Annotated in this window: 19 protein-coding genes; 9 read left to right on the top strand and 10 right to left on the bottom strand. The window is 43.7% G+C overall.

Annotation, left to right across the window (positions count from 1 at the left end; all coding sequences use genetic code 11):
- Positions 1-4: 4 nt before the first annotated feature.
- The 5 genes from QZZ55_RS08120 to prfB all read right to left on the bottom strand — a co-directional run bounded on the left by QZZ55_RS08120 (position 5) and on the right by prfB (position 4792).
- On the bottom strand, positions 5-724 hold the full coding sequence (locus QZZ55_RS08120; RefSeq protein WP_293266821.1) for a TetR family transcriptional regulator: 720 nt from the start codon (positions 722-724) through the stop codon (positions 5-7).
- 204 nt (positions 725-928) lie between these two features.
- On the bottom strand, positions 929-1612 hold the full coding sequence (ung, locus tag QZZ55_RS08115) for a uracil-DNA glycosylase (RefSeq protein WP_293266877.1): 684 nt from the start codon (positions 1610-1612) through the stop codon (positions 929-931).
- Between the two features lie 6 nt (positions 1613-1618).
- The gene (locus QZZ55_RS08110; protein ID WP_293266820.1) at positions 1619-2056 is read right to left on the bottom strand and encodes a hypothetical protein; all 438 of its coding nucleotides are present in this window, start codon (positions 2054-2056) and stop codon (positions 1619-1621) included.
- A gap of 96 nt (positions 2057-2152) precedes the next feature.
- Positions 2153-3667 carry a lysine--tRNA ligase gene (lysS, locus tag QZZ55_RS08105; RefSeq protein WP_293266819.1) on the bottom strand — a complete coding sequence of 505 codons (1515 nt, stop codon included), beginning with the start codon at positions 3665-3667 and terminating at the stop codon, positions 2153-2155.
- 30 nt (positions 3668-3697) lie between these two features.
- On the bottom strand, positions 3698-4792 hold the full coding sequence (prfB, locus tag QZZ55_RS08100; RefSeq protein ID WP_293266818.1) for a peptide chain release factor 2: 1095 nt from the start codon (positions 4790-4792) through the stop codon (positions 3698-3700).
- A 149-nt stretch (positions 4793-4941) separates the two neighbouring features.
- On the opposite strand from prfB, the gene nhaD reads away from it, so the two are divergent.
- Positions 4942-6432 (top strand): sodium:proton antiporter NhaD, encoded by a 1491-nt coding sequence (gene nhaD, locus QZZ55_RS08095; RefSeq protein WP_293266817.1) that lies wholly within the window; start codon positions 4942-4944, stop codon positions 6430-6432.
- Positions 6433-6434: 2 nt separating this feature from the next.
- A complete protein-coding gene (locus QZZ55_RS08090) occupies positions 6435-7115 on the top strand; it encodes a cytochrome b/b6 domain-containing protein (RefSeq protein WP_293266816.1) in 681 nt (226 codons plus the stop codon).
- 9 nt (positions 7116-7124) lie between these two features.
- Here the strand turns inward: QZZ55_RS08090 and QZZ55_RS08085 are convergent, their stop codons facing one another.
- The 3 genes from QZZ55_RS08085 to QZZ55_RS08075 form a co-directional block, all read right to left on the bottom strand.
- Positions 7125-7628, bottom strand: coding sequence for an HD domain-containing protein (locus QZZ55_RS08085; protein WP_293266815.1), 504 nt, complete (start codon positions 7626-7628; stop codon positions 7125-7127).
- A 79-nt stretch (positions 7629-7707) separates the two neighbouring features.
- On the bottom strand, positions 7708-8223 hold the full coding sequence (locus tag QZZ55_RS08080; RefSeq protein WP_293266814.1) for a flavodoxin: 516 nt from the start codon (positions 8221-8223) through the stop codon (positions 7708-7710).
- Positions 8224-8327: 104 nt separating this feature from the next.
- Complete coding sequence (locus QZZ55_RS08075) at positions 8328-8654, bottom strand: phasin family protein (protein ID WP_293266813.1); 327 nt, start codon at positions 8652-8654, stop codon at positions 8328-8330.
- Positions 8655-8781: 127 nt separating this feature from the next.
- On the opposite strand from QZZ55_RS08075, the gene gloA reads away from it, so the two are divergent.
- From gloA to QZZ55_RS08055, 4 genes are all read left to right on the top strand, one after another.
- Positions 8782-9180 (top strand): lactoylglutathione lyase, encoded by a 399-nt coding sequence (gene gloA / locus QZZ55_RS08070; RefSeq protein ID WP_293266812.1) that lies wholly within the window; start codon positions 8782-8784, stop codon positions 9178-9180.
- 217 nt (positions 9181-9397) lie between these two features.
- The gene (locus QZZ55_RS08065) at positions 9398-10207 is read left to right on the top strand and encodes a tetratricopeptide repeat protein (RefSeq protein ID WP_293266811.1); all 810 of its coding nucleotides are present in this window, start codon (positions 9398-9400) and stop codon (positions 10205-10207) included.
- Between the two features lie 147 nt (positions 10208-10354).
- Positions 10355-11590 carry a YeeE/YedE family protein gene (locus tag QZZ55_RS08060; protein WP_293266810.1) on the top strand — a complete coding sequence of 412 codons (1236 nt, stop codon included), beginning with the start codon at positions 10355-10357 and terminating at the stop codon, positions 11588-11590.
- A gap of 23 nt (positions 11591-11613) precedes the next feature.
- Positions 11614-12069 (top strand): RDD family protein, encoded by a 456-nt coding sequence (locus QZZ55_RS08055; protein WP_293266809.1) that lies wholly within the window; start codon positions 11614-11616, stop codon positions 12067-12069.
- On the opposite strand, the gene lptG is transcribed toward QZZ55_RS08055, so the two are convergent.
- Together lptG and lptF are read right to left on the bottom strand one after the other, a co-directional pair.
- Positions 12066-13127: an LPS export ABC transporter permease LptG gene (lptG, locus tag QZZ55_RS08050; RefSeq protein WP_293266808.1), complete on the bottom strand. Its 1062-nt coding sequence runs from the start codon at positions 13125-13127 to the stop codon at positions 12066-12068. The two genes, QZZ55_RS08055 and lptG, sit on opposite strands and share 4 nt — an antisense overlap.
- Positions 13127-14242: an LPS export ABC transporter permease LptF gene (lptF, locus tag QZZ55_RS08045; RefSeq protein WP_293266807.1), complete on the bottom strand. Its 1116-nt coding sequence runs from the start codon at positions 14240-14242 to the stop codon at positions 13127-13129. The genes lptG and lptF overlap by 1 nt, the downstream gene beginning before the upstream one ends.
- A 131-nt stretch (positions 14243-14373) precedes the next feature.
- On the opposite strand from lptF, the gene QZZ55_RS08040 reads away from it, so the two are divergent.
- From QZZ55_RS08040 to QZZ55_RS08030, 3 genes are all read left to right on the top strand, one after another.
- Complete coding sequence (locus QZZ55_RS08040; RefSeq protein WP_293266806.1) at positions 14374-15882, top strand: leucyl aminopeptidase; 1509 nt, start codon at positions 14374-14376, stop codon at positions 15880-15882.
- On the top strand, positions 15882-16319 hold the full coding sequence (locus QZZ55_RS08035) for a DNA polymerase III subunit chi (RefSeq protein WP_293266805.1): 438 nt from the start codon (positions 15882-15884) through the stop codon (positions 16317-16319). Before QZZ55_RS08040 ends, QZZ55_RS08035 begins: the two co-directional genes overlap by 1 nt.
- Positions 16320-16491: 172 nt before the next feature.
- Positions 16492-19362 (top strand): valine--tRNA ligase, encoded by a 2871-nt coding sequence (locus QZZ55_RS08030; protein ID WP_293266876.1) that lies wholly within the window; start codon positions 16492-16494, stop codon positions 19360-19362.
- Positions 19363-19776 lie beyond the last annotated feature (414 nt).

Here is a 19776-nt window from a genome sequence, read left to right as displayed (position 1 = left end):
GTCCCTATCGTGAAAATGATTTTGCGAGAATCATTTTGTTGAGAAAATCGCTTCCCATAAACTTAAACAAATGAGCTTTTACGAAGAAGCCTACCAAATCAGTCATTTTGCTCACTATACCGGTTTTAAGGATTTCTATACCCAGAGATAAAGACATGTCCACCAACTGAGTGGTATTACTAAACTCATCAGAATCATCCTTAACCCAATAGAGTAATATCGCGAGAATAAAGTCATTTGTAAGCTTTGCGGTATAAGCAGTAAATGAGGATTTTTCAATCTCTCCCGACTTCTCTGCTTCGGTAAGCATATCGTGGATCAAGCCAACAAATTCTTTTCTAACTGGAGTCACATCTTCAAATAATACACTGGGGGACTGCATAATCATTTGGAGACTATCAGCCACAAACTCTCGATCAGGGAGAAGATTCTCAAGATAAATATCAATTAGAAGCTGAATTTTTTCCTGCAGCGAATAACGCTCTAAATCGGACTCTTGGGTAAAGCTCTCTACCGCTTCTTCTGCCCGCAAACCATAGTAACCAAAAATGAGCTTATCTTTACTAGAGAAATATTTATAGATAGTTGCATCGCCGATACCTACTTCTCGTGCAATTTGCTTCATAGTGGTCGAATCAAACCCTTTTTCGGAAAACATTTCGACCGCGGTATGAATAATTAGACGACGGATTTCTTCTTGCTTTTCCTTAGACACTCTAGCCATATAAATACTCACTATCTAAAAAATTAAGTAAATCACTATTTATATGATAGCCCATATCAATAAAGCATCCAAGTAGATCTTTTTACTCGTCGTATACCCACTATGACCTAAAATGCAAAAACGGCCATAAAGGCCGTTTTATTTGAGAATCAAACCATCGTCAGCATTAGGCTAACTGGTTTTTCAACACTTACCCCTTACCTGCTATTTACTAATATCAGGCAAAGCCCAATTTATCTGGCCTCTGCCTTCCTTCAACAAATAAGTATTCGCTTGACTGAAATGACAACAACCAAAAAAACCACGATAAGCCGCTAACGGCGATGGGTGAGGCGCTTCCAAAACCAAATGACGTGTACCGTCAATTACTGTGCCTTTTTTCTGTGCATAACTGCCCCAAAGTAAAAAAACAACGTGATCACACTCTCTATTCACCACATCAATTACTTTATCTGTAAACTGCTCCCAGCCTTTTCCTTGGTGCGAGGCGGGGCATGAATCGTTGACTGTCAGCACCGCGTTAAGCAACAGCACACCTTGCTTTGCCCAGCTTTCTAGATACCCGTGATTAGCACGAGGGATAGCCAAATCGCTCTCTAGCTCCTTGTAAATATTAAGCAACGAAGGCGGGATTTTAACACCTGGTTTAACTGAAAAGCTGAGGCCATGAGCCTGCCCTTGTTGATGATATGGATCCTGGCCAATGATTACGACTTTGACTTTATTCAGCGGTGTAGCTTGTAAGGCGTGTAACCAATGCTCTTCTGGTGGAAAAATTACATTGTGCGGCTTTTCTAGCTGCAAAAACTTTTGCAGTTCTTGCATATACAAAGCGTCAAACTCATCAGCTAAATACGGTCGCCAACTAGTAGGTATTTCTAACACGATGCTCACTTATTTATGGCTATTATTGTCGACATCAGAACCCAATAGCACTTCATGCGTTAATACAGAACGATGCCAGACCGAATAATATCGTAATTTGCCCGGCGCATGCGCAATGACACCTGAAATCACTATAACTACTATAAACACTAACCGGTCCATCTCTGGAAAGAAGGTCGCAGCCAAACCTAATAATGCGATTTTTAATAAGATCACTTGCCCACGCAACTGCAACAGGCAGATAGTATCTTGATAAATCTCTTTAAACATCATCAAGAAGCCACTGACTAATGTTACTAGCAAGTATCCATACCATTCAGACTCAGGCAAAGAAAACAGGTAGGCTCCCGACAGGCCACAAATACCCACTAAGTGCAGACACCTCAACCCAATACTTAGCCAACGCTTGACAGGGATAGTTCGCTGTTGAGTGAAAAAGCTATGCATTAGAATTTTCCGAATAAAGGAAAAGAAGAAAATCATTTTTATAAATAGCATACATAAAAAAAACTGCCGAAGCAGTTTTTTTCAATTTACTAATGCCTAAGCACGCGGACGCATAGCTGGGAAGAAAATAACATCGCGGATAGACGGCGAGTCAGTAAATAGCATCACCAAACGGTCAATACCAATACCTTCACCGGCTGTTGGTGGCAAGCCATACTCTAGCGCGTTGATGTAGTCTGCATCGTAATGCATGGCTTCATCATCGCCCGCTTCCATCTCTGCTACCTGCGCTTTAAAACGTTCAGCCTGGTCTTCAGAGTCATTCAACTCCGAGAAACCATTAGCTAGCTCACGGCCAGCTACGAAGAACTCAAAACGGTCAGTCACGAATGGGTTATTGTCACTACGCCGCGCCAACGGAGAAACTTCTGTTGGGTATTCAGTGATAAACGTTGGCTGCTGCAACAAGTGCTCAACTGTTTTCTCAAAGATTTCAATTTGAACTTTACCTAAACCCCAACCGTCTTTTACATCTATATCTAGACGCTGTGCAATCTGACGCGCTGCATGGTCATCTGCCAATGCTTCAGCTGTGATATCTGGGTTGTATTGTAAAATTGAATCAAAAACGCTCAAACGAGTAAACGGTTTTGATAAATCATACTCGAAAGTTTCAAGTACTTCGCCGTCATCATTGCGCACTGTATTGACAATGGTCGTAGTACCCAACACATCTTGAGCGACTTGGCGCAGCATATTTTCTGTCAAATCCATTAGATCTTTATAATCAGAATAAGCCTGATAAAACTCAATCATGGTGAATTCAGGATTATGGCGCGTTGAAAGACCTTCGTTACGAAAGCTACGATTAATTTCGAAAACACTCTCAAAACCACCCACAACCAAGCGCTTTAAATAAAGCTCAGGGGCAATACGCAGATACATATCACGATCCAGCGCATTATGATGTGTTACAAACGGGCGTGCCGTCGCGCCACCAGGAATAACCTGTAGCATAGGTGTTTCGACTTCGATAAAGCGACGCTCAGTCAGGAATTTACGAATACCTGACACAATTTTAGAACGTGCTTCGAAAACTTTACGAGATTGCTCATTGGTTATCAGGTCGACATAACGCTGACGATAACGCATCTCAGTATCCTGTAACCCTTTGTGCTTATCAGGTAATGGACGCAGATTTTTTGTGAGTAGTTGATACTCGCCCAAGTCCACGTATAAGTCACCCTTGCCTGACTTATGAAGAACACCGGTTACACCAATGATATCACCTAGGTCCAAACTTTTGGCAAACGGGCGTGCGTCTTTATTCACGTAAAACTGAATACGCCCACTCACATCCTGAATAACACCAAACGCCCCGCGGTTAAGCACAACACGCCCCGCAATACTGACGGTATGGCCTGCAGCTTCTAACTCTTCTTTCGTCTGTTCGCCGTATTGCTCTTGCAGGTCTTGTGCATAGCTGTCTCGACGAAAGCTATTAGGAAAAGCATTTCCCGCTTCACGTAAAGCATTCAATTTTTCCCGACGCTCTGCAACCAGTCGGTTTTCATCTTGTTTCTGATCTTGCTTCTGATTGTTGTCAGACATGGGTGTGGTGAACCTTTAAGTTAATAGTTTTTACAAACCAGCTTTCAAGCTAGCTTCAATAAATAGATCGAGATCGCCGTCCAGCACTTTGTCACAGTTGGAGGACTGCACATTGGTACGTAGATCTTTAATACGCTGATCATCCAGAACATAAGAGCGAATCTGACTTCCCCAGCCGATATCAGCTTTGGAGTCTTCTAACTCTTGTGCAGCCTCGCTACGCTTGAGCATTTCCATCTCGTATAATTTAGCCCGTAGCTGCTTCATACAAGTGTCTTTGTTCTGATGCTGTGACCGCTGGCTTTGACTCTGCACCACAATCCCAGAAGGTCCATGAGTAATACGTACGGCAGACTCGGTACGGTTAACATGCTGACCACCCGCGCCAGAGGCTCGATAAACATCAACGCGTAAATCTGCCGGGTTAATATCTACTTCAATATTATCGTCAATCTCAGGCGAGACAAATACCGAGCAAAACGATGTATGGCGACGACCACCCGAATCAAAGGGTGATTTACGCACTAAGCGATGCACACCGGTTTCTGTACGCAACCAACCAAAGGCATACTCACCTTCAAAGCGAATAGTTGCCGATTTAATACCCGCAACATCACCATCAGAGGCTTCAACCAGCTCTGTTTTAAAGCCCTTATCTTCACCCCAACGCAGGTACATTCGCAGCACCATATTGGCCCAATCCTGCGCTTCCGTACCACCAGAACCTGACTGGATGTCCAAAAAGGCATTATTTGGGTCAACTTCACCAGAAAACATGCGGCGAAATTCAAGCGTTTCAAGTTTAGCCATCAAACCGCTGACTTCAGCAATGACTTCTTCAACTGTTTCTTCGTCATCTTCGTCAACAGCCATATCCAACAATTCGCGAGTATCAGTCGCGCCATGCTTTAGCGTATCCAATGTACTGACGATAGCATCTAATGCCGAACGCTCTTTACCTAGTTTTTGAGCATTCTCAGGATCATTCCAGACCGCAGGATCTTCAAGCTCACGTTCTACTTCTTCCAGGCGCTCTTTCGTGCCTGGATAATCCAGATAGCTATAAAGCGATGCCGTTCGCTCACCGATATCCTTCAAGTCATTTATGATCGGATTGACTTCCATCGTTAATGCCCAACACTCGCAAATTCAAAAGGGAAAGTATTTTAACCGATACGCGCTCGGCTTTAAATCTTTGTAACAGTTATATGTTAATTGTATTTTTTTGCAGTGCACAATTCGACTTTTAAACCGATATATACCAAAATAATTTCATGAAAAAATTTCTTACCCAACACAACTACATCTCTTTCCTTGTTCTTACTGTCATGCTCGCCCTGTTTGTATCAATGTTATATACACCAGCATGGGCTTTCACCGCTAATACAGGCCAACAAGATATAGACCTTACTGACTCGATATTTGGTTATTTATCACTCTTTATTTTTTTTGTAGGGTATTTATTTGTGCTAGGCGAAGAGTTTACGCGCTTGCGTAAATCTAAACCTATTATTATTGCTGCGGGGCTTATATGGCTAGTTGTCGGCATTGGTTATGCTGTGCATGGAGATACTGAAACAGCAGGCATTGCCGTTCGACACAACATCCTTGAATATGCCGAACTGTTTTTGTTCTTACTCGCCGCGATGACCTTTATCAATATGATGGAGGAACGCAATGTTTTTGCCGCTTTGCGAAGCTGGTTAGTCCTCAAGAATTTCTCTATTTTACAAATCTATTGGATTACTGGCACGCTCGCTTTTTTCATATCACCTCTCGCCGACAACTTATCCACTGCACTATTAATGGGTGCTGTCGTCATGGCGGTGGGTAACAATTACACTAAATTTGTTACTGTTGGGTGCATCAACATTGTTGTCGCCGCCAATGCGGGCGGAGCCTTTAGCCCTTTTGGTGATATCACTACTCTCATGGTGTGGCAAAAAGGCACCGTACAATTCCAAGAATTTTTTAACTTGTTTATCCCCTCGCTAGTTAATTGGCTTGTCCCTGCATTCATCATGTCTTTTGTCGTTGAGAAAGCACCACCCACCCTTCATAAAGAACATCAACAGAATATGAAAAAAGGCGGGAGCACTGTCATTACTCTGTTTCTTATGACCATTGCCGTTTCTGTTAGTGCGCACAGCATCTTAAACCTACCACCTGTCCTAGGCATGATGACGGGATTAGGCGTACTGAAGCTTTATGGCTATTACTTATGCCAGCACGAATCATCCGTGATTGATCACGGGCATATACATCACCACCACAAAGACAATATTCAAGATATGCGTAACGTTGGCGGTGATCATACAGATGTAATCAGACGCTTTGATATCTTCAATGTTGTAGAGCGAGCTTCATGGGATACACTGATGTTTTTCTATGGCGTGGTCCTATGTGTTGGCGGACTCTCAACATTAGGCTATCTCGCATTACTGTCTGACGCGCTTTATGGCTCATTAGGTACAACATGGGCTAATTCCTTGATCGGTGTTCTCTCCGCCGTCATAGATAACATCCCTGTTATGTTCGCGGTGCTTACCATGAATCCTGTTATGAATACGAATGAGTGGCTATTAGTCACCCTTACCGCAGGCGTAGGTGGATCTTTACTCTCTGTGGGCTCTGCTGCGGGTATTGCACTGATGGGACAAGCCCAAGGTACCTATACTTTTCTGAGCCACTTAAAGTGGAGCTGGGCCATTGCTTTAGGTTATGTATTGAGCATTTTTACTCACTTATGGATTAACGGAGTTTAATTTTGAACGACGCTTCTATTTATCAAAACAACACCGTTAAAGTGTGGGATATATCTATCCGATTAATGCACTGGTCACTGGTCGCAGGTATTGGGTTTTTATGGTTTTCAGGTGAAGAAGGCGGCACTATCATGAAATGGCATATCTATACTGGATATTACATGCTTGGGTTAGTTACATACCGGTTCTTATGGGGTTTCATGGGTAGTCGTTATGCGCGTTTTTCAAATTTTTTGTACAGCCCAAAAAACACTTTTACATATGCACAAAAACTTTTAAACAAACAGAGTAAAGCTTATATCGGGCACAACCCTCTCGGTGGCTGGATGGTGCTGACACTACTTTTATTAGTGCTTATCCAAGCAATATCTGGACTTTTCACGAGTGATGACATATTTACAGAAGGTCCTCTTTATATCCTCGTAAGCAGTAAAACTGGTGACCTACTTACGTCCATCCATCACTTGAACTTTAACTTTCTTTTAGCGGCCATTGCATTACACCTAACCGCAGTCGCCTACCATAGCCTCATTAAGAAAGAGCCTTTAATAAAGGGGATGATCAGTGGTGATAAAACCATCAACACTCCTCTTAATACCTTACCCAAGACTAATTATTTACTGATGTGCGTAATAGGAGGAATTTCTGCCACGGGGGTTTACTGGCTTGTTAACCTTGCTTAAAAAAGAGGCTCAAGTAGTGTGCATTTTTTGTAACTCTAACCAAATTTCTTCACACAGACTTTCACGATAAACTGACTGCTTAAAGACAGAGTACTCAGACAAATATATGTCCAACAAACGACGATTGCTTTCTGCGACACACGCTCTAACATTTGCCAAACGGTCTGCAGATTTCACAAGCAAGGCAAGCGTTTCTTCGCCATTCACATGAGCCATTTTTTCATATGTTTTAGCTTTACGCTCTTTCCTTGTTTTACCAGGCTCATCCGTCACTATCGCTACGCATTTCGACACAAAAACACCAAACTCTGTAGAAATCTCATCGATGGTCACGTCTGTATCTTCAACGACATCATGTAAGTAAGCGATAACTTCAGCCGCTGCACCATAGGGCTTTACCAGTGATGCAACAGCATCAAGGTGTACAGAATACGGTAACTCACCATACAATTGCTTACCATGTGCCTTTACGGCAAATTCACGTGCCTTTTCTACACTGCCATTACCCACCATAAGAATGCTTCCATAAAGCTAATTATGATTATGAATGTAATCGTACACGATATCATTTCGATGTGATCTCATCGACTTTTCACAGATCAAACAGTGGTTTTAATTGTACTAACCATTCAGCAATACGCTCATCTGATTCTGCCATCTGACAATCATCATCCAGTGCTAAACCCACAAAAAACTCTCCATCTTCAGTCAACGCCTTAGATGCTTCAAACTCATAACCAGCAACAGGCCATTTCCCGTGCACTACCGCTTCAGCCGTTTCTAGCAATTCATGGAGTAATCCCATTGCATCCAAAAACCATTCGCCGTATCCGATTTGATCACCCAAGCCAAACAAGGCACATGGCTTTCCTCTTAGGTCCAGATGAGAAAACTCATTCCAGATATCTTGCCAATCTTCCTGCAGTTCACCAAAGTCCCATGTAGGGATGCCAAAAATACAAATATCGTAATCTGCAATACCCTCCAAACCTAAATCAACAATGTTATGTAATACAGCTTGCGACCCTAGCTGCTCAACTATTAGCTCAGCAGCACGTTCGGTATTGCCTGTTGTCGATCCATAAATAACGCCGACCTGCTTACTCATAACTACCTCATATTCAACACAGGTGCCTATTATAATGGTGATAACAGTTTTATATAGGTATTAAAAAAGCAGCCAAAGCTGCTTTTATCTATAAAACTAAAAAACTATTCTGAAGCAAAAGCATTAAATGCGTCTTTAGTGATCTTTTCTATTTCATCACGTGCATCATGCAGTGACTTCAGGTTCTCATCACTGGCTCCTTTTAACGTATCTTCTAATTCCTGCGCGTAAGATTGTTGTAACTCCAACAAATCATTAGCTGATTTACATTGTTGAAGTTGTTTAGTTTGCGCAAGCGTGGCGTTGATGCAGGATTTAGTACACTCCATTTGCTGACGAGTAAGGTCTTCGAGCATACGTGTTTGAATATTGACTAACTCTTTAAAAGGCTCAATAGATTCACTCACTTTTTTTGTCATATCTTGAAACATTGGCATGTCCTTCAGTAAACCGCACGACATTAATAACTGCGCATAGGATATACTTACATTCTAGAAGGCTTTCGGCAACTTTGTTAGGTCCAATTATTGAGATTTCATAGCCATTCAGGAAGGGTTTATGCGCCTGTTACATACCATGTTACGTGTCACTGATTTAAACAAATCAATCGACTTCTATACAAACACACTCGAAATGAAACTATTACGTCAAAAAGACTACCCACAGGGGCGCTTCACTCTGGCCTTTCTTGGCTATGGCGACGAGTCTGAACATACCGCTCTTGAGTTAACTCATAACTGGGATACCGCCCAGTACGAGTTAGGTAATGCTTATGGGCATATCGCTATTGAAGTAGACGATGTTTATCAAGCATGCGATGCAATTAAAGCAAGAGGTGGCGAAGTTGTACGTGAAGCAGGGCCTATGAAAGATACGACTTCCGATACTATTCTAGCCTTTGTAAAAGACCCCGATGGCTACATGATTGAACTTCTCAGCGCAGAACGTTCAGACTAGAATCGATTAGTACTCCAGAAAATTAACCGATATCAAGATTTGAGCGGTTTTTTGCTGCAGCACAGCATACGATCCGTTAAAATACAAACATTAGGAAGTTCTAATTAATTATCAATCTTATTCTAAGTGCTTAGGGTTGGCAATTTCAAATAGCGACTGGGCATCTGTATAATGGTGCCACTTTTAATCCCATAAAACCGTTGGGGCATGACCAGATATGAGCAAGAAAACGTTATTGGCCGCTGCAGGCCTTATCTTGGGGCTGCAATCCATGAGTGTTATGGCAGCCAGTATTTCAGCTGCTACTGAGGCTATTCAAAAGCAGGATTATGCAACTGCAATGGATAATCTTAAGGACTTAGCAAAAGAAGGAAACGCTGATGCTACCAACCTCATGGGTCAACTCTATGAAAATGGGTGGGGTGTTAATCAAGACATCAAAAAAGCGCAATCGCTTTATGACCAAGGCGCGCGTAAAGGAAACATCAATAGCGTTAATAGCCTTAGAAAGCTAAAAAATAAAGAATACAAAGTCGAACTCGATGCGCTATTACCCAAAGCAAAAGCAGGTGATGCTTCTGCTCAAAACCGCGCCGGCGAAATGTATGAATTTGGCTATGGAGCAGACCGTAATGGCCGCTTAGCTTTTGAGTTATACCAAAAAGCGGCTGATCAAGGCTTAGTGGCGGCTCAGCATAACGTAGGCAGAAGCTATAACTTCGGTACGGGTGTTGAACAAAACTTTAAAGAAGCAGAGCTTTGGTACCGTAAAGCCGCTAAGCAAGGCTATACCAATTCTATGTTTTTCTTAGGCACTTTGTATTCAAATGGGTACGGGCAAGACAACAGCCATCCAGCTGACGTCATTGCTTATGCATGGATGCACAATGCAGCAGCTCTAGGTAACGGCACAGCATCTTCTATTGAGAGCCGCTTACTCATGAAACTTCAAGAAAATCAGATGGACGAAGCAAAAACACTCGCTTCTGATTATGAAGAAGACTATGTAAAACCTTTCAAGAACTAATCAGTTTAAACGCTGCTTTATAGTCTGACGTTAAAGCGTCAGACTATTCTTGTTTTTTAGTGCTCATAGTATTCACTTAACGAATTCGTCAACGAGTGGTATATTAACCAGCCCTTTTAGCCCCAGTATATACTTGGCTTTCTCCATATGCCCTCTGGTACACGCCCCATTGTTACAACGCCCATATTCACAGCGCGTTACTTTATCCCTCTGAGCATAGTAACTTTACTCTGTATCACAGCCTTTTTTTGGATAGCCAAAATAGAGTCTTGGCATGAAGCACGCTTATTGATGCTGGGGACAGCCTTAGGCTTAGCGTTATATCACGCAGCATTTGGCTTCACCACTGCATGGCGCACTTTTGTCACTCATGGGCAAGGCAAAGGCCTCAGAGCACAAATGCTGATGCTGTCGGTTGCTGTTTGCTTGTTTTTTCCTGCACTAGCAGCAGGGGACTTATTGGGCACAAATATTTCAGGTTTTGTTCGCCCATTAGGTTGGTCAATTGTTATTGGTGCTTTTATTTTTGGCATTGGCATGCAACTAGGTAATGGATGCGCTTCGGGTAACCTTTATCATGCTGGAGGTGGGCAGCTCCGAGCTATTCCAAGCATGCTTGGATTCACGGTCGGTGCTCTCTGGGCTACAAAAGACTATGAATGGTGGACAACGCTTCCCCAGTTAGCTCCATACTCATTTATTGAAGCGTTTGGTTTAGTGCCCGCACTTATCATTCACTTATCAGTTTTTGCATTTATTACGTGGATAACATTGAGAATCGAAAAACGCCGAAATGGCTCCATTGATAAAGATACTCACGACACTTCTCTTCCCTTACATCGCCAATTATTATTAGGCCCTTGGCCCTTTATTTGGGGTGCAGTAGCATTAGCCGTACTAAATTTCATGACACTCGCCATGATTGGTCGCCCTTGGGCAGTTGCCCTTGCCTACCCGCTTTGGGGAGCAAAAGCAGCAGAATGGTTAAATATTGATTTAGAATTAGATTTTTGGACATACTGGATGCAACCAGGGCGCGAATCCGCATTAATGGAACCACTCACGTCTGACGCTGGAACTCTAATGAATGTAGGCATTATTATGGGTGCGCTACTAGCGGCCTCTCTCGCTGGCAAGCTTACGATACAATGGCGTATGCCTTGGCCACATTGGATTGCGGCCGTTATTGGCGGCCTGATGCTGGGGTACGGAGCCACTATTGCTTTCGGTTGTAATATCGGCGCCTATTTTAGTGGTATAGCATCAGGCAGTCTGCATGGTTGGTTGTGGCTAGTTGCTGCCTTTCTCGGCAGTATGATCGGCACCTTAATTCGACCACTGTTTAAATTAAGCAACCTAACTGCAACCAACACTCGTTGCTAAACTATTTCAAAACAAGGATAACCATGCCAAAAGTTTACGATCAAACACAAGTACTACAAGCATCACTTTTGCGCAGACTTGCGGCCTTGGTTTATGACATTTTAATCGTCATCGCCATTTTATTTGTGCTGAGTGGCATAGGTGTTGCCATAAATGATGGAGAGCCTGTTTCAGGCCCCCTGTATAAATCACTTCTTTTGGTCGCTATGTTCCTATTTTTTGGGTACTTCTGGACACGTTCAGGACAAACGGTGGGTATGATGGCATGGAGGATCAGGGTTCAAACAGCTGAAGGCTACAGTCTCAGCTGGGTACATTCATTGATCCGCTTTTTTATGGCAGGAATTTCTATTACCTGTCTTGGCTTAGGTTATTTATGGGTGCTCTTTTCAGACCAAAAACTCACGTGGCACGATCAGGTTTCGGGTACACGTGTTGTACAATTACCACCCAAAAAGAAAGATAAGAAAACGAGCTAACCAGCCCTACGTAATAAAAATAGCCCAACAACAAAACAAATAATAATTGGAATAACGGTTGCCAACAGTGGTGTAAAACCAACTATCGTGCTGGCAGGACCTAACAGGTCCTGAGAAAATTTAAAAATTAGTCCAACAATAACACCAGCAATAATTCGTTGGCCAACAGTCACGCTTCTCAATGGCCCAAATATAAAAGAAATAGCCACTAAAACCAGCGCGAAAATTCCCGCAGGCTGTAAACTCTTAGTCCAAAAAGCCAGTAAATATTGGTTATAGTCCAAACCTTGGTCACGTAAATAGCTTGAATAAGACCACAAACCAGTAATCGACAGGTCCATAGGGTCTACTACTATCACCGATAACAATGTCGGCGTTAAACCCGATTCCCAGCGTTCTTGCTCTACTTGTTTGGTCTTTGTATGGTCATCTGAAAAAATAGTACTCACGACATTGCTCAACTGCCAAGCACCTTCACTGTACACACCACTTACTGCAAAACTAGAGACCAGCATCTGGCGTTGATCGTTAAACGTGTAGCGAGTCACTCCATGTATCTTCCCGCCAGGGTCGACCGCATTTATATGAATGAACTGACCACCTTCACGGTGCCATACGCCATGCTTAGACTGTAACGCCTCGCCTGCCGACTGAGCTAAGGCACGCGAGCTTTGTGCTTTTTGTTCAGTAACAGGTACGACGTATTCACCAAGAACTAAAGCTAGCGCCGCTAGTAACATAGTAGGTTTTAATACACTCAACACAATACGTTGTATTGAAATACCCGCGGCACGCATCACAGTTAATTCACTATTACTTGCCAATACTCCCAAACCAACCATACATCCAATTAAACTGGACAAAGGTAAAAACTCATATAAACGACTAGGTACTCTGAGTATTAAATAACTCAGTACATCTGCAAAACGGTAACGCTCATTAATATCACCGGCTTGTTCCACAAATTCGAAAATCAAATCCAGCCCGACAATAATCAACAACACTACAAAAACAGCACTGAGCACTTGATAAGCGATATAACGATCCAAACATTTCATCAAGCCTTACCTCGCTTAGGAATGGACGGTATTAAACTGAAAATGCGCTCCCAGACCCCAGATGCAAATATCAAACTCATGGCCAGTAAAAAGAAACCTGCATGAATCATCCATAATAAACTGACCGATGCTTCTCCGTCGTCAATCATCCCTTTTGCGCTCGTTAACAGTGTCAAATACAACATGTAAAGCAAGATCGATGGGATCAATTTGGCATAACGCCCCTGCCGAGGATTGGTCTTACTCATGGGAACGGCTATGAGTGTAATAATCAACGCCAAGAGCGGCGTTGAGAAGCGCCAGTGAAGTTCGGCTTGATAATAAGTGCCTGAACGCCCCATTAGTTCGCTGACTGTCATGGCTTCAATCTCAGGCCCACGAAGGTTATCGCCAGGACGAGGCATCAAAAAACCATATTCGGCATATTTAACTTCTTGATAATTAGCCTGGCCAGGAACACCGGCATAACGGTATCCATTTTTCAGTACAACAAAGCGGTCACCCGTTTTGGGGTTCGTGACTACTTGTTTGCCTGACTCCGCAAGTACGACCCGTAACTGCCCTGTCTTACTATCTCGTTCGGACACAAAAATAAAATCGAGTTCCTTCCCTCCTTCTTTTACGCCATTTATATAGGTAGTACGCCGGCCATCTTTACCTAAACTCTGGAATCGACCGGGGCTCAAGCTATCCAGCTCACTTTTCGCACTTTGCTTTTCATAAATAATCTCAATCTGTTGCCAGCAAAGGGGTGAAATATATAAACTCAATAAAGCGACGACCAAGGCCACACCAACCGCTGGCCCCAACGCAAATGCAGCAAGCCTGTGGCCACTCACACCGCTAGAATTCAAGACCACCATTTCACTTTCAAGATACATGCGCCCATAAGCAAGCAGCACACCCAGAAATAAACCTAGAGGAAGGATCAATACCAACATACCCGGTATACGATACATAATTGCCTGAAAAACAAACTCTGGGGACAATTCACCTGCAGCCACATAAGACAAATATCTAACAAAACGACCGCTAACAATCAACATAGTCAGCACAGCACTAACAGCCAGTGCACTCATCATAATCTGACGAGACAAGTAGCGAAAAATAATCAAAGTAAACCAACCTGTAAGCTAAAGGGTTTATGTATATCAACGAAATGGTTTATAGTGCCAAACAATTATAGATGCTGGAAATAACCGGCATTATCTATCAAACCAGCATTAATGTCTTGTTTGGAGCCATCATGGATTTTGAAATTGTAAACGGTGCGGTTGCATCTCTGGAAACTGAATGTCTGGTAATTGGAATTGAAGATGGAGCGACACTCAGCCCATCAGCCCTGGCCATAGACCAAGCCTCACAAGGCTACCTCAGCGGTCTCATCAGTAGTGGTGATATCAAGGGAAAAACTGCTGAATCATTACTGTTACAGAAAATTAACGGCGTTGCGGCCAAACGCATTTTGTTAATTGGCTTGGGCAAAGCTGAGGAGCGCCATGACCGTAACTATAAAAAGGTCGTAACTACACTTAGCTCCACGATCAAGTCTGTCAGTTTAAAAGAAGTTACCGTCGCATTTGATGGGCTTGCTTCAAAAACAGCCGATACCTATCGCCAAGTTCGCCATTTAACCGAATGGGTTACCGCAGACCTTTACCAGTACGATAATACCAAAAGCAAAAAAGCAGAGCCTTATGCCATCAAAAAACTCTGCATCCACCTGCCTGATGCACAGACAGAAGAAGGCGAAGGCGCACTGGTTGATGGAACGGCCATCGCGAACGGTATGAATGTAGCCCGTGATCTAGGTAACCTACCAGGTAATATTTGCACGCCAAATTACCTTGCTGAACAAGCCAAAGAACTAGCCAACGAGTATGACTCCGTAACGTGTGAAATCCTCGACGAAGACACCATGGAGCACCTTGGAATGGGCTCTTTGCTATCAGTAGGACGCGGTAGTGAGCAGCCATCACGCTTGATTGTTATGAAATATAACGGAGGCGAAGACGATGCCCAGCCACATGTCATCGTTGGTAAAGGTGTAACGTTTGATACTGGCGGTATATCTCTTAAGCCCGGCGCTAAAATGGACGAGATGAAATTTGATATGTGTGGGTCAGCGTCCGTCATGGGCACCATGCATGCTATTGCTGAAATGGACCTGCCTATCAATGTCGTTGGCGTTATTGCTGCCGCCGAAAATATGCCAGGAAGTAAAGCAACTAAGCCAGGCGACATTGTTACAACACTTTCTGGTCAAACTGTCGAAATTCTTAATACAGATGCAGAGGGCCGCTTAGTGTTATGCGATGCTCTTACATATGTTGAGCGTTTTAATCCAAAAACAGTGGTCGACATAGCAACTTTGACGGGAGCCGTTATCGTTGCACTGGGTAACAGTGTTTGTGGTCTGTTGACCAACGACGAAGAACTCGCTAGCGAATTAAGCAGCGCAGGTGACTACGCGAATGACCGCGCATGGCGCTTACCGTTATGGGACGACTATCAGGAGCTGCTCGATAGCAACTTTGCTGATATCGCCAATATTGGTGGGCCCGCAGCAGGGACGATTACAGCTGCCTGCTTCTTATCTCGCTTTACCAAATCCTACCGCTGGGCGCATCTGGATATTGCAGGCACTGCTTGGAACAGTGCAGGTAAAGCAAAAGGGGCTACAGGCCGTTGTGTCCCTTTATTGAGCCAGTACTTGCTAAATCAAGCAGCCAATGAGATGACAGACGACTCATAATGTCTCAAGCCGACTTTTACATTCTGCCTAGTGCAGATGAAGACAGCCGCTACCAATTTTTAGGAAAATTGGCGACTCGCGCAATTAGCGCGGGTCACTGGCTGTATATTCACACGGATTCTGAACATATGGCCGAGCGGATCAGTGAACGTCTGTGGCAGTCTTCACCTGAAAGCTTTTTGGCCAATAGCCTGCCCACAGAAGAATTACATGCCCCTATTTTAATCGGATGGCAACTCGAACATATTCCAAAAACGCCCGATATGTTGGTAAATTTATCGGCTATATTCCCCACTCAAACAGCACAGTTTAGTCGTGTAGCGGAAATTGTCATTCAGTCCGATGAGATACTCGGGCTAACACGTGCACGCTTTAAAGATTACCAAACTGCTGGAATCCAGCCTCGCATGCACGATATGCGTAAACGATCCTCTTAAACGCCTTCATTGATACCGTCTCTACAGGTATAATTCTCTGTTTTACTGGTTACAATTGTATCTTTTTCACCGCACGCACTCCTAAAGAACGTTCGGTATGCCGCCAGTCCTTAATTTAAGCCGCTTTACACAAGCAGCCTTACACAAACAGTGCCAAGAGACGCAGACCACGATGGATAAGACCTACCAGCCACACGAGATTGAAAAATCCTGGTACAAAACCTGGGAAGACAACGGATACTTCGCCCCCTCTGGCGAAGGCGAGTCATATAGCATCATGATTCCACCGCCGAATGTCACCGGCAGCCTGCACATGGGCCATGCATTCCAGCACACCATCATGGATGCACTCACTCGCTACCATCGTATGAAAGGCAAAAACACCTTATGGCAAGTAGGTACCGACCACGCCGGTATCGCAACCCAAATGGTAGTAGAGCGCAAGCTTGCGGCAGAAGAGCAAAAAACGCGTCACGATTTAGGCCGAGAAGCCTTCATCGAAAAGATTTGGGAATGGAAAGAAGAGTCTGGCGATACCATAACACGCCAAATGCGCCGTCTAGGCGACTCAGTTGACTGGCCAACCGAACGCTTCACTATGGATGCAGGTTTTTACAGTGCCGTTCAAGAAGCCTTTATCAGCATGTACGACGATAAGTTAATTTATCGTGGTAAGCGCTTGGTAAACTGGGACCCTAAACTACATACAGCTATATCTGATCTTGAAGTAGAGAACCGCGAAGTCCAAGGCAAGATGTGGTACCTACGCTACCCTCTAGCTGATGGCGCAACAACAGCAGAAGGCAAAAACTATTTAGTCGTGGGTACAACACGCCCTGAGACTATGCTCGGTGATACGGCTGTAGCCGTAAACCCAGAAGATGAGCGCTTTCAAAGCATCGTTGGCAAATTCATTGAACTACCTCTTGTGGGTCGTCGTATTCCTATTATCAGCGACGAATACGCTGATATGGAGAAAGGTACGGGTTGTGTGAAAATCACACCTGCACATGATTTTAACGATAATGAAGTAGGTAAACGCTGCAAGCTGCCGATGGTCAACATCTTCACACTTAACGGGGATATCCGCGACGAAGCACAAACGTTTACTTCTGATGGCCGTGAGAGCAACGACTTCGACAAAACTTTACCCGCGAAATATCGTGGTATGGAACGCTTTGCTGCACGTAAAGCGATTGTGGCAGATTTTGAGGCCCTTGAGTTACTCGTAAAGGTTGAAGAAAACGCCATGACCGTTCCTTACGGTGACCGTGGTGGTGTTGTCATTGAGCCGATGCTAACAGACCAATGGTTTGCTGATGCTAAAACATTAGCCAAACCTGCCATTGAAGCAGTTGAGAATGGCGACATTAAATTTGTCCCTAAACAGTACGAAAATATGTACTTCGCTTGGATGAACGACATTCAGGACTGGTGTATCTCTCGTCAGCTCTGGTGGGGTCACCGTATCCCCGCGTTTTACGATAACCAAGGCAATGTTTACGTCGCTAAAGATGCCGACGCAGCACGAGCGAAGTATGGTTTAGATCTTGAGACAGAACTACGCCAAGACAACGATGTATTGGATACCTGGTTTAGCTCAGGCTTATGGACATTCGCTACACTTGGCTGGCCCGAAAACACTGAGCGCCTGAAAACGTTCCACTCGACAGATGTACTCGTCACAGGCTTTGATATCATCTTCTTTTGGGTTGCCCGTATGATGATGATGACGATGCACCTCGTTAAAGATGATGACGGCAAGCCACAAATACCGTTCAAAACCGTTTATGTTACTGGACTTATCCGTGACGAGAATGGCGATAAAATGTCTAAATCTAAGGGCAACGTCCTTGATCCGTTAGATATGATCGACGGTATAGAACTCAAAGACTTACTCGAAAAACGTACCGGTAACATGATGCAGCCGCAACTGGCTGAAAAGATTGGCAAACGTACTGAGAAGCAATTCCCAGAAGGCATTGCCGCCCATGGCACCGATGCATTGCGCTTTACACTGGCAGCATTGGCTTCTACTGGCCGTGATATCAACTGGGATGTGAAACGCTTAGAAGGTTACCGTAACTTTTGTAATAAAATCTGGAACGCCGCACGCTACGTTCAAATGAATACTGAAGGCGAAGATTGCGGCCAGATCCTAGTGGATGGCAAAGCGGGCGATGTAGAATTGTCATTGGCCGATCGCTGGATCGCTAGCCGCTTGCAGCAAGTGGAAGCTGACGTAAGCAAGCACTTTGAAGAATACCGCTTCGACCTAGCGTCACAAACCCTATACGACTTTATCTGGAACGAGTACTGCGGTTGGTACCTAGAACTATCCAAACCTGTACTGTGGGACGAAAACGCGTCTGCAAGCGCCAAGCGCGGTACACGTCGTACATTGGTACGGGCACTCGAAGTAATCCTACGACTGACTCATCCGATCATGCCGTACATCACCGAAGAAATCTGGCAGTCCATCAAAACTGAAGCGGGTGTTGAAGGCGACACCATCATGCTACAGGGCTTCCCTATTGCCAATGAAGCTAAAATCGATACGGCAGCAGAAGCCGATATCGAATGGCTGAAAGGTGTTATTGCAGGTGTCCGTAATATCCGTGGTGAAATGGGCATATCTCCTGCTAAAGAGCTAGATATCCTGCTACAAAATGGTAACGCTGAAGACAAGACTCGCTTGGATGCAAACCAAAACTTTCTATCAAAACTTGCCTCTCTTGCTTCTATCACCTGGCTCAACCCAGGCGACGAAGCGCCGATGTCAGCAACGCAGTTAGTGGGCGATATGCAGGTCTTGGTGCCCATGGCAGGCTTAATCGACAAAGATGCAGAACTAGGACGTCTCAAAAAAGAGATGGATAAACTTCAGAAAGAAATTAGCCGCGTAGAAGGCAAACTAGGAAACGAGAAATTCGTATCCAACGCTCCTGATGCTGTTATCGCTAAAGAGAAAGAAAAACTCGATACTGCCAAGTCAGCTCAAAGCCAGCTGACAGAACAATATGGGAAAATCGAAGCGCTATAACATCTGCCACTCATTAATAACCCCGACAACGGTCGGGGTTATTAATATATAAGCCTACATACTGCAATTTTAGACAACGCAGCAACAAATATTTAAATAATGTCACTCGTTAATATTTTTTCTTATATTATAAAGACACTTTATAATATAAGAAAAAACATTATTTAATTGAAATAATTCATGCCATACAATTATCTTATTATTTAGCTTCACCTTTTACTTAAGATTGTTTCGCTACTATTAATTTTTTACATACCCTATTTGCTATGGACTAACTTAACAGAAGCTAAGTAATATCTTTCGGCCAATGATACAAAAAAATAAGATTCAACTCTCAGTGATAAAATAAAAAGGTTCCATAAATAGTCCAAAACATATGTATGCCAAGGTTAACAAGCAAGTAATGACTCTAAT

Origin of the sequence: Neptunomonas sp. (genome assembly GCF_016744175.1) — a bacterium.
Classification (GTDB): domain Bacteria; phylum Pseudomonadota; class Gammaproteobacteria; order Pseudomonadales; family Balneatricaceae; genus Neptunomonas.
This window is presented reverse-complemented; position numbering and strand designations above follow the sequence as displayed.

Coding starts and splice junctions, on each gene's coding strand:
- QZZ55_RS08040 (WP_293266806.1), top strand. CDS start 14,374: ATGGATTTTGAAATTGTAAACGGTGCGGTTGCATCTCTGGAAACTGAA.
- nhaD (WP_293266817.1), top strand. CDS start 4,942: ATGAAAAAATTTCTTACCCAACACAACTACATCTCTTTCCTTGTTCTT.
- lysS (WP_293266819.1), bottom strand. CDS start 3,667: ATGTCTGACAACAATCAGAAGCAAGATCAGAAACAAGATGAAAACCGA.
- QZZ55_RS08030 (WP_293266876.1), top strand. CDS start 16,492: ATGGATAAGACCTACCAGCCACACGAGATTGAAAAATCCTGGTACAAA.
- QZZ55_RS08055 (WP_293266809.1), top strand. CDS start 11,614: ATGCCAAAAGTTTACGATCAAACACAAGTACTACAAGCATCACTTTTG.
- QZZ55_RS08120 (WP_293266821.1), bottom strand. CDS start 724: ATGGCTAGAGTGTCTAAGGAAAAGCAAGAAGAAATCCGTCGTCTAATT.
- prfB (WP_293266818.1), bottom strand. CDS start 4,792: ATGGAAGTCAATCCGATCATAAATGACTTGAAGGATATCGGTGAGCGA.
- QZZ55_RS08110 (WP_293266820.1), bottom strand. CDS start 2,056: ATGCATAGCTTTTTCACTCAACAGCGAACTATCCCTGTCAAGCGTTGG.
- gloA (WP_293266812.1), top strand. CDS start 8,782: ATGCGCCTGTTACATACCATGTTACGTGTCACTGATTTAAACAAATCA.
- lptG (WP_293266808.1), bottom strand. CDS start 13,127: ATGAAATGTTTGGATCGTTATATCGCTTATCAAGTGCTCAGTGCTGTT.
- QZZ55_RS08035 (WP_293266805.1), top strand. CDS start 15,882: ATGTCTCAAGCCGACTTTTACATTCTGCCTAGTGCAGATGAAGACAGC.
- QZZ55_RS08080 (WP_293266814.1), bottom strand. CDS start 8,223: ATGAGTAAGCAGGTCGGCGTTATTTATGGATCGACAACAGGCAATACC.
- QZZ55_RS08065 (WP_293266811.1), top strand. CDS start 9,398: ATGAGCAAGAAAACGTTATTGGCCGCTGCAGGCCTTATCTTGGGGCTG.
- QZZ55_RS08075 (WP_293266813.1), bottom strand. CDS start 8,654: ATGTTTCAAGATATGACAAAAAAAGTGAGTGAATCTATTGAGCCTTTT.
- QZZ55_RS08060 (WP_293266810.1), top strand. CDS start 10,355: ATGCCCTCTGGTACACGCCCCATTGTTACAACGCCCATATTCACAGCG.
- QZZ55_RS08085 (WP_293266815.1), bottom strand. CDS start 7,628: ATGGTGGGTAATGGCAGTGTAGAAAAGGCACGTGAATTTGCCGTAAAG.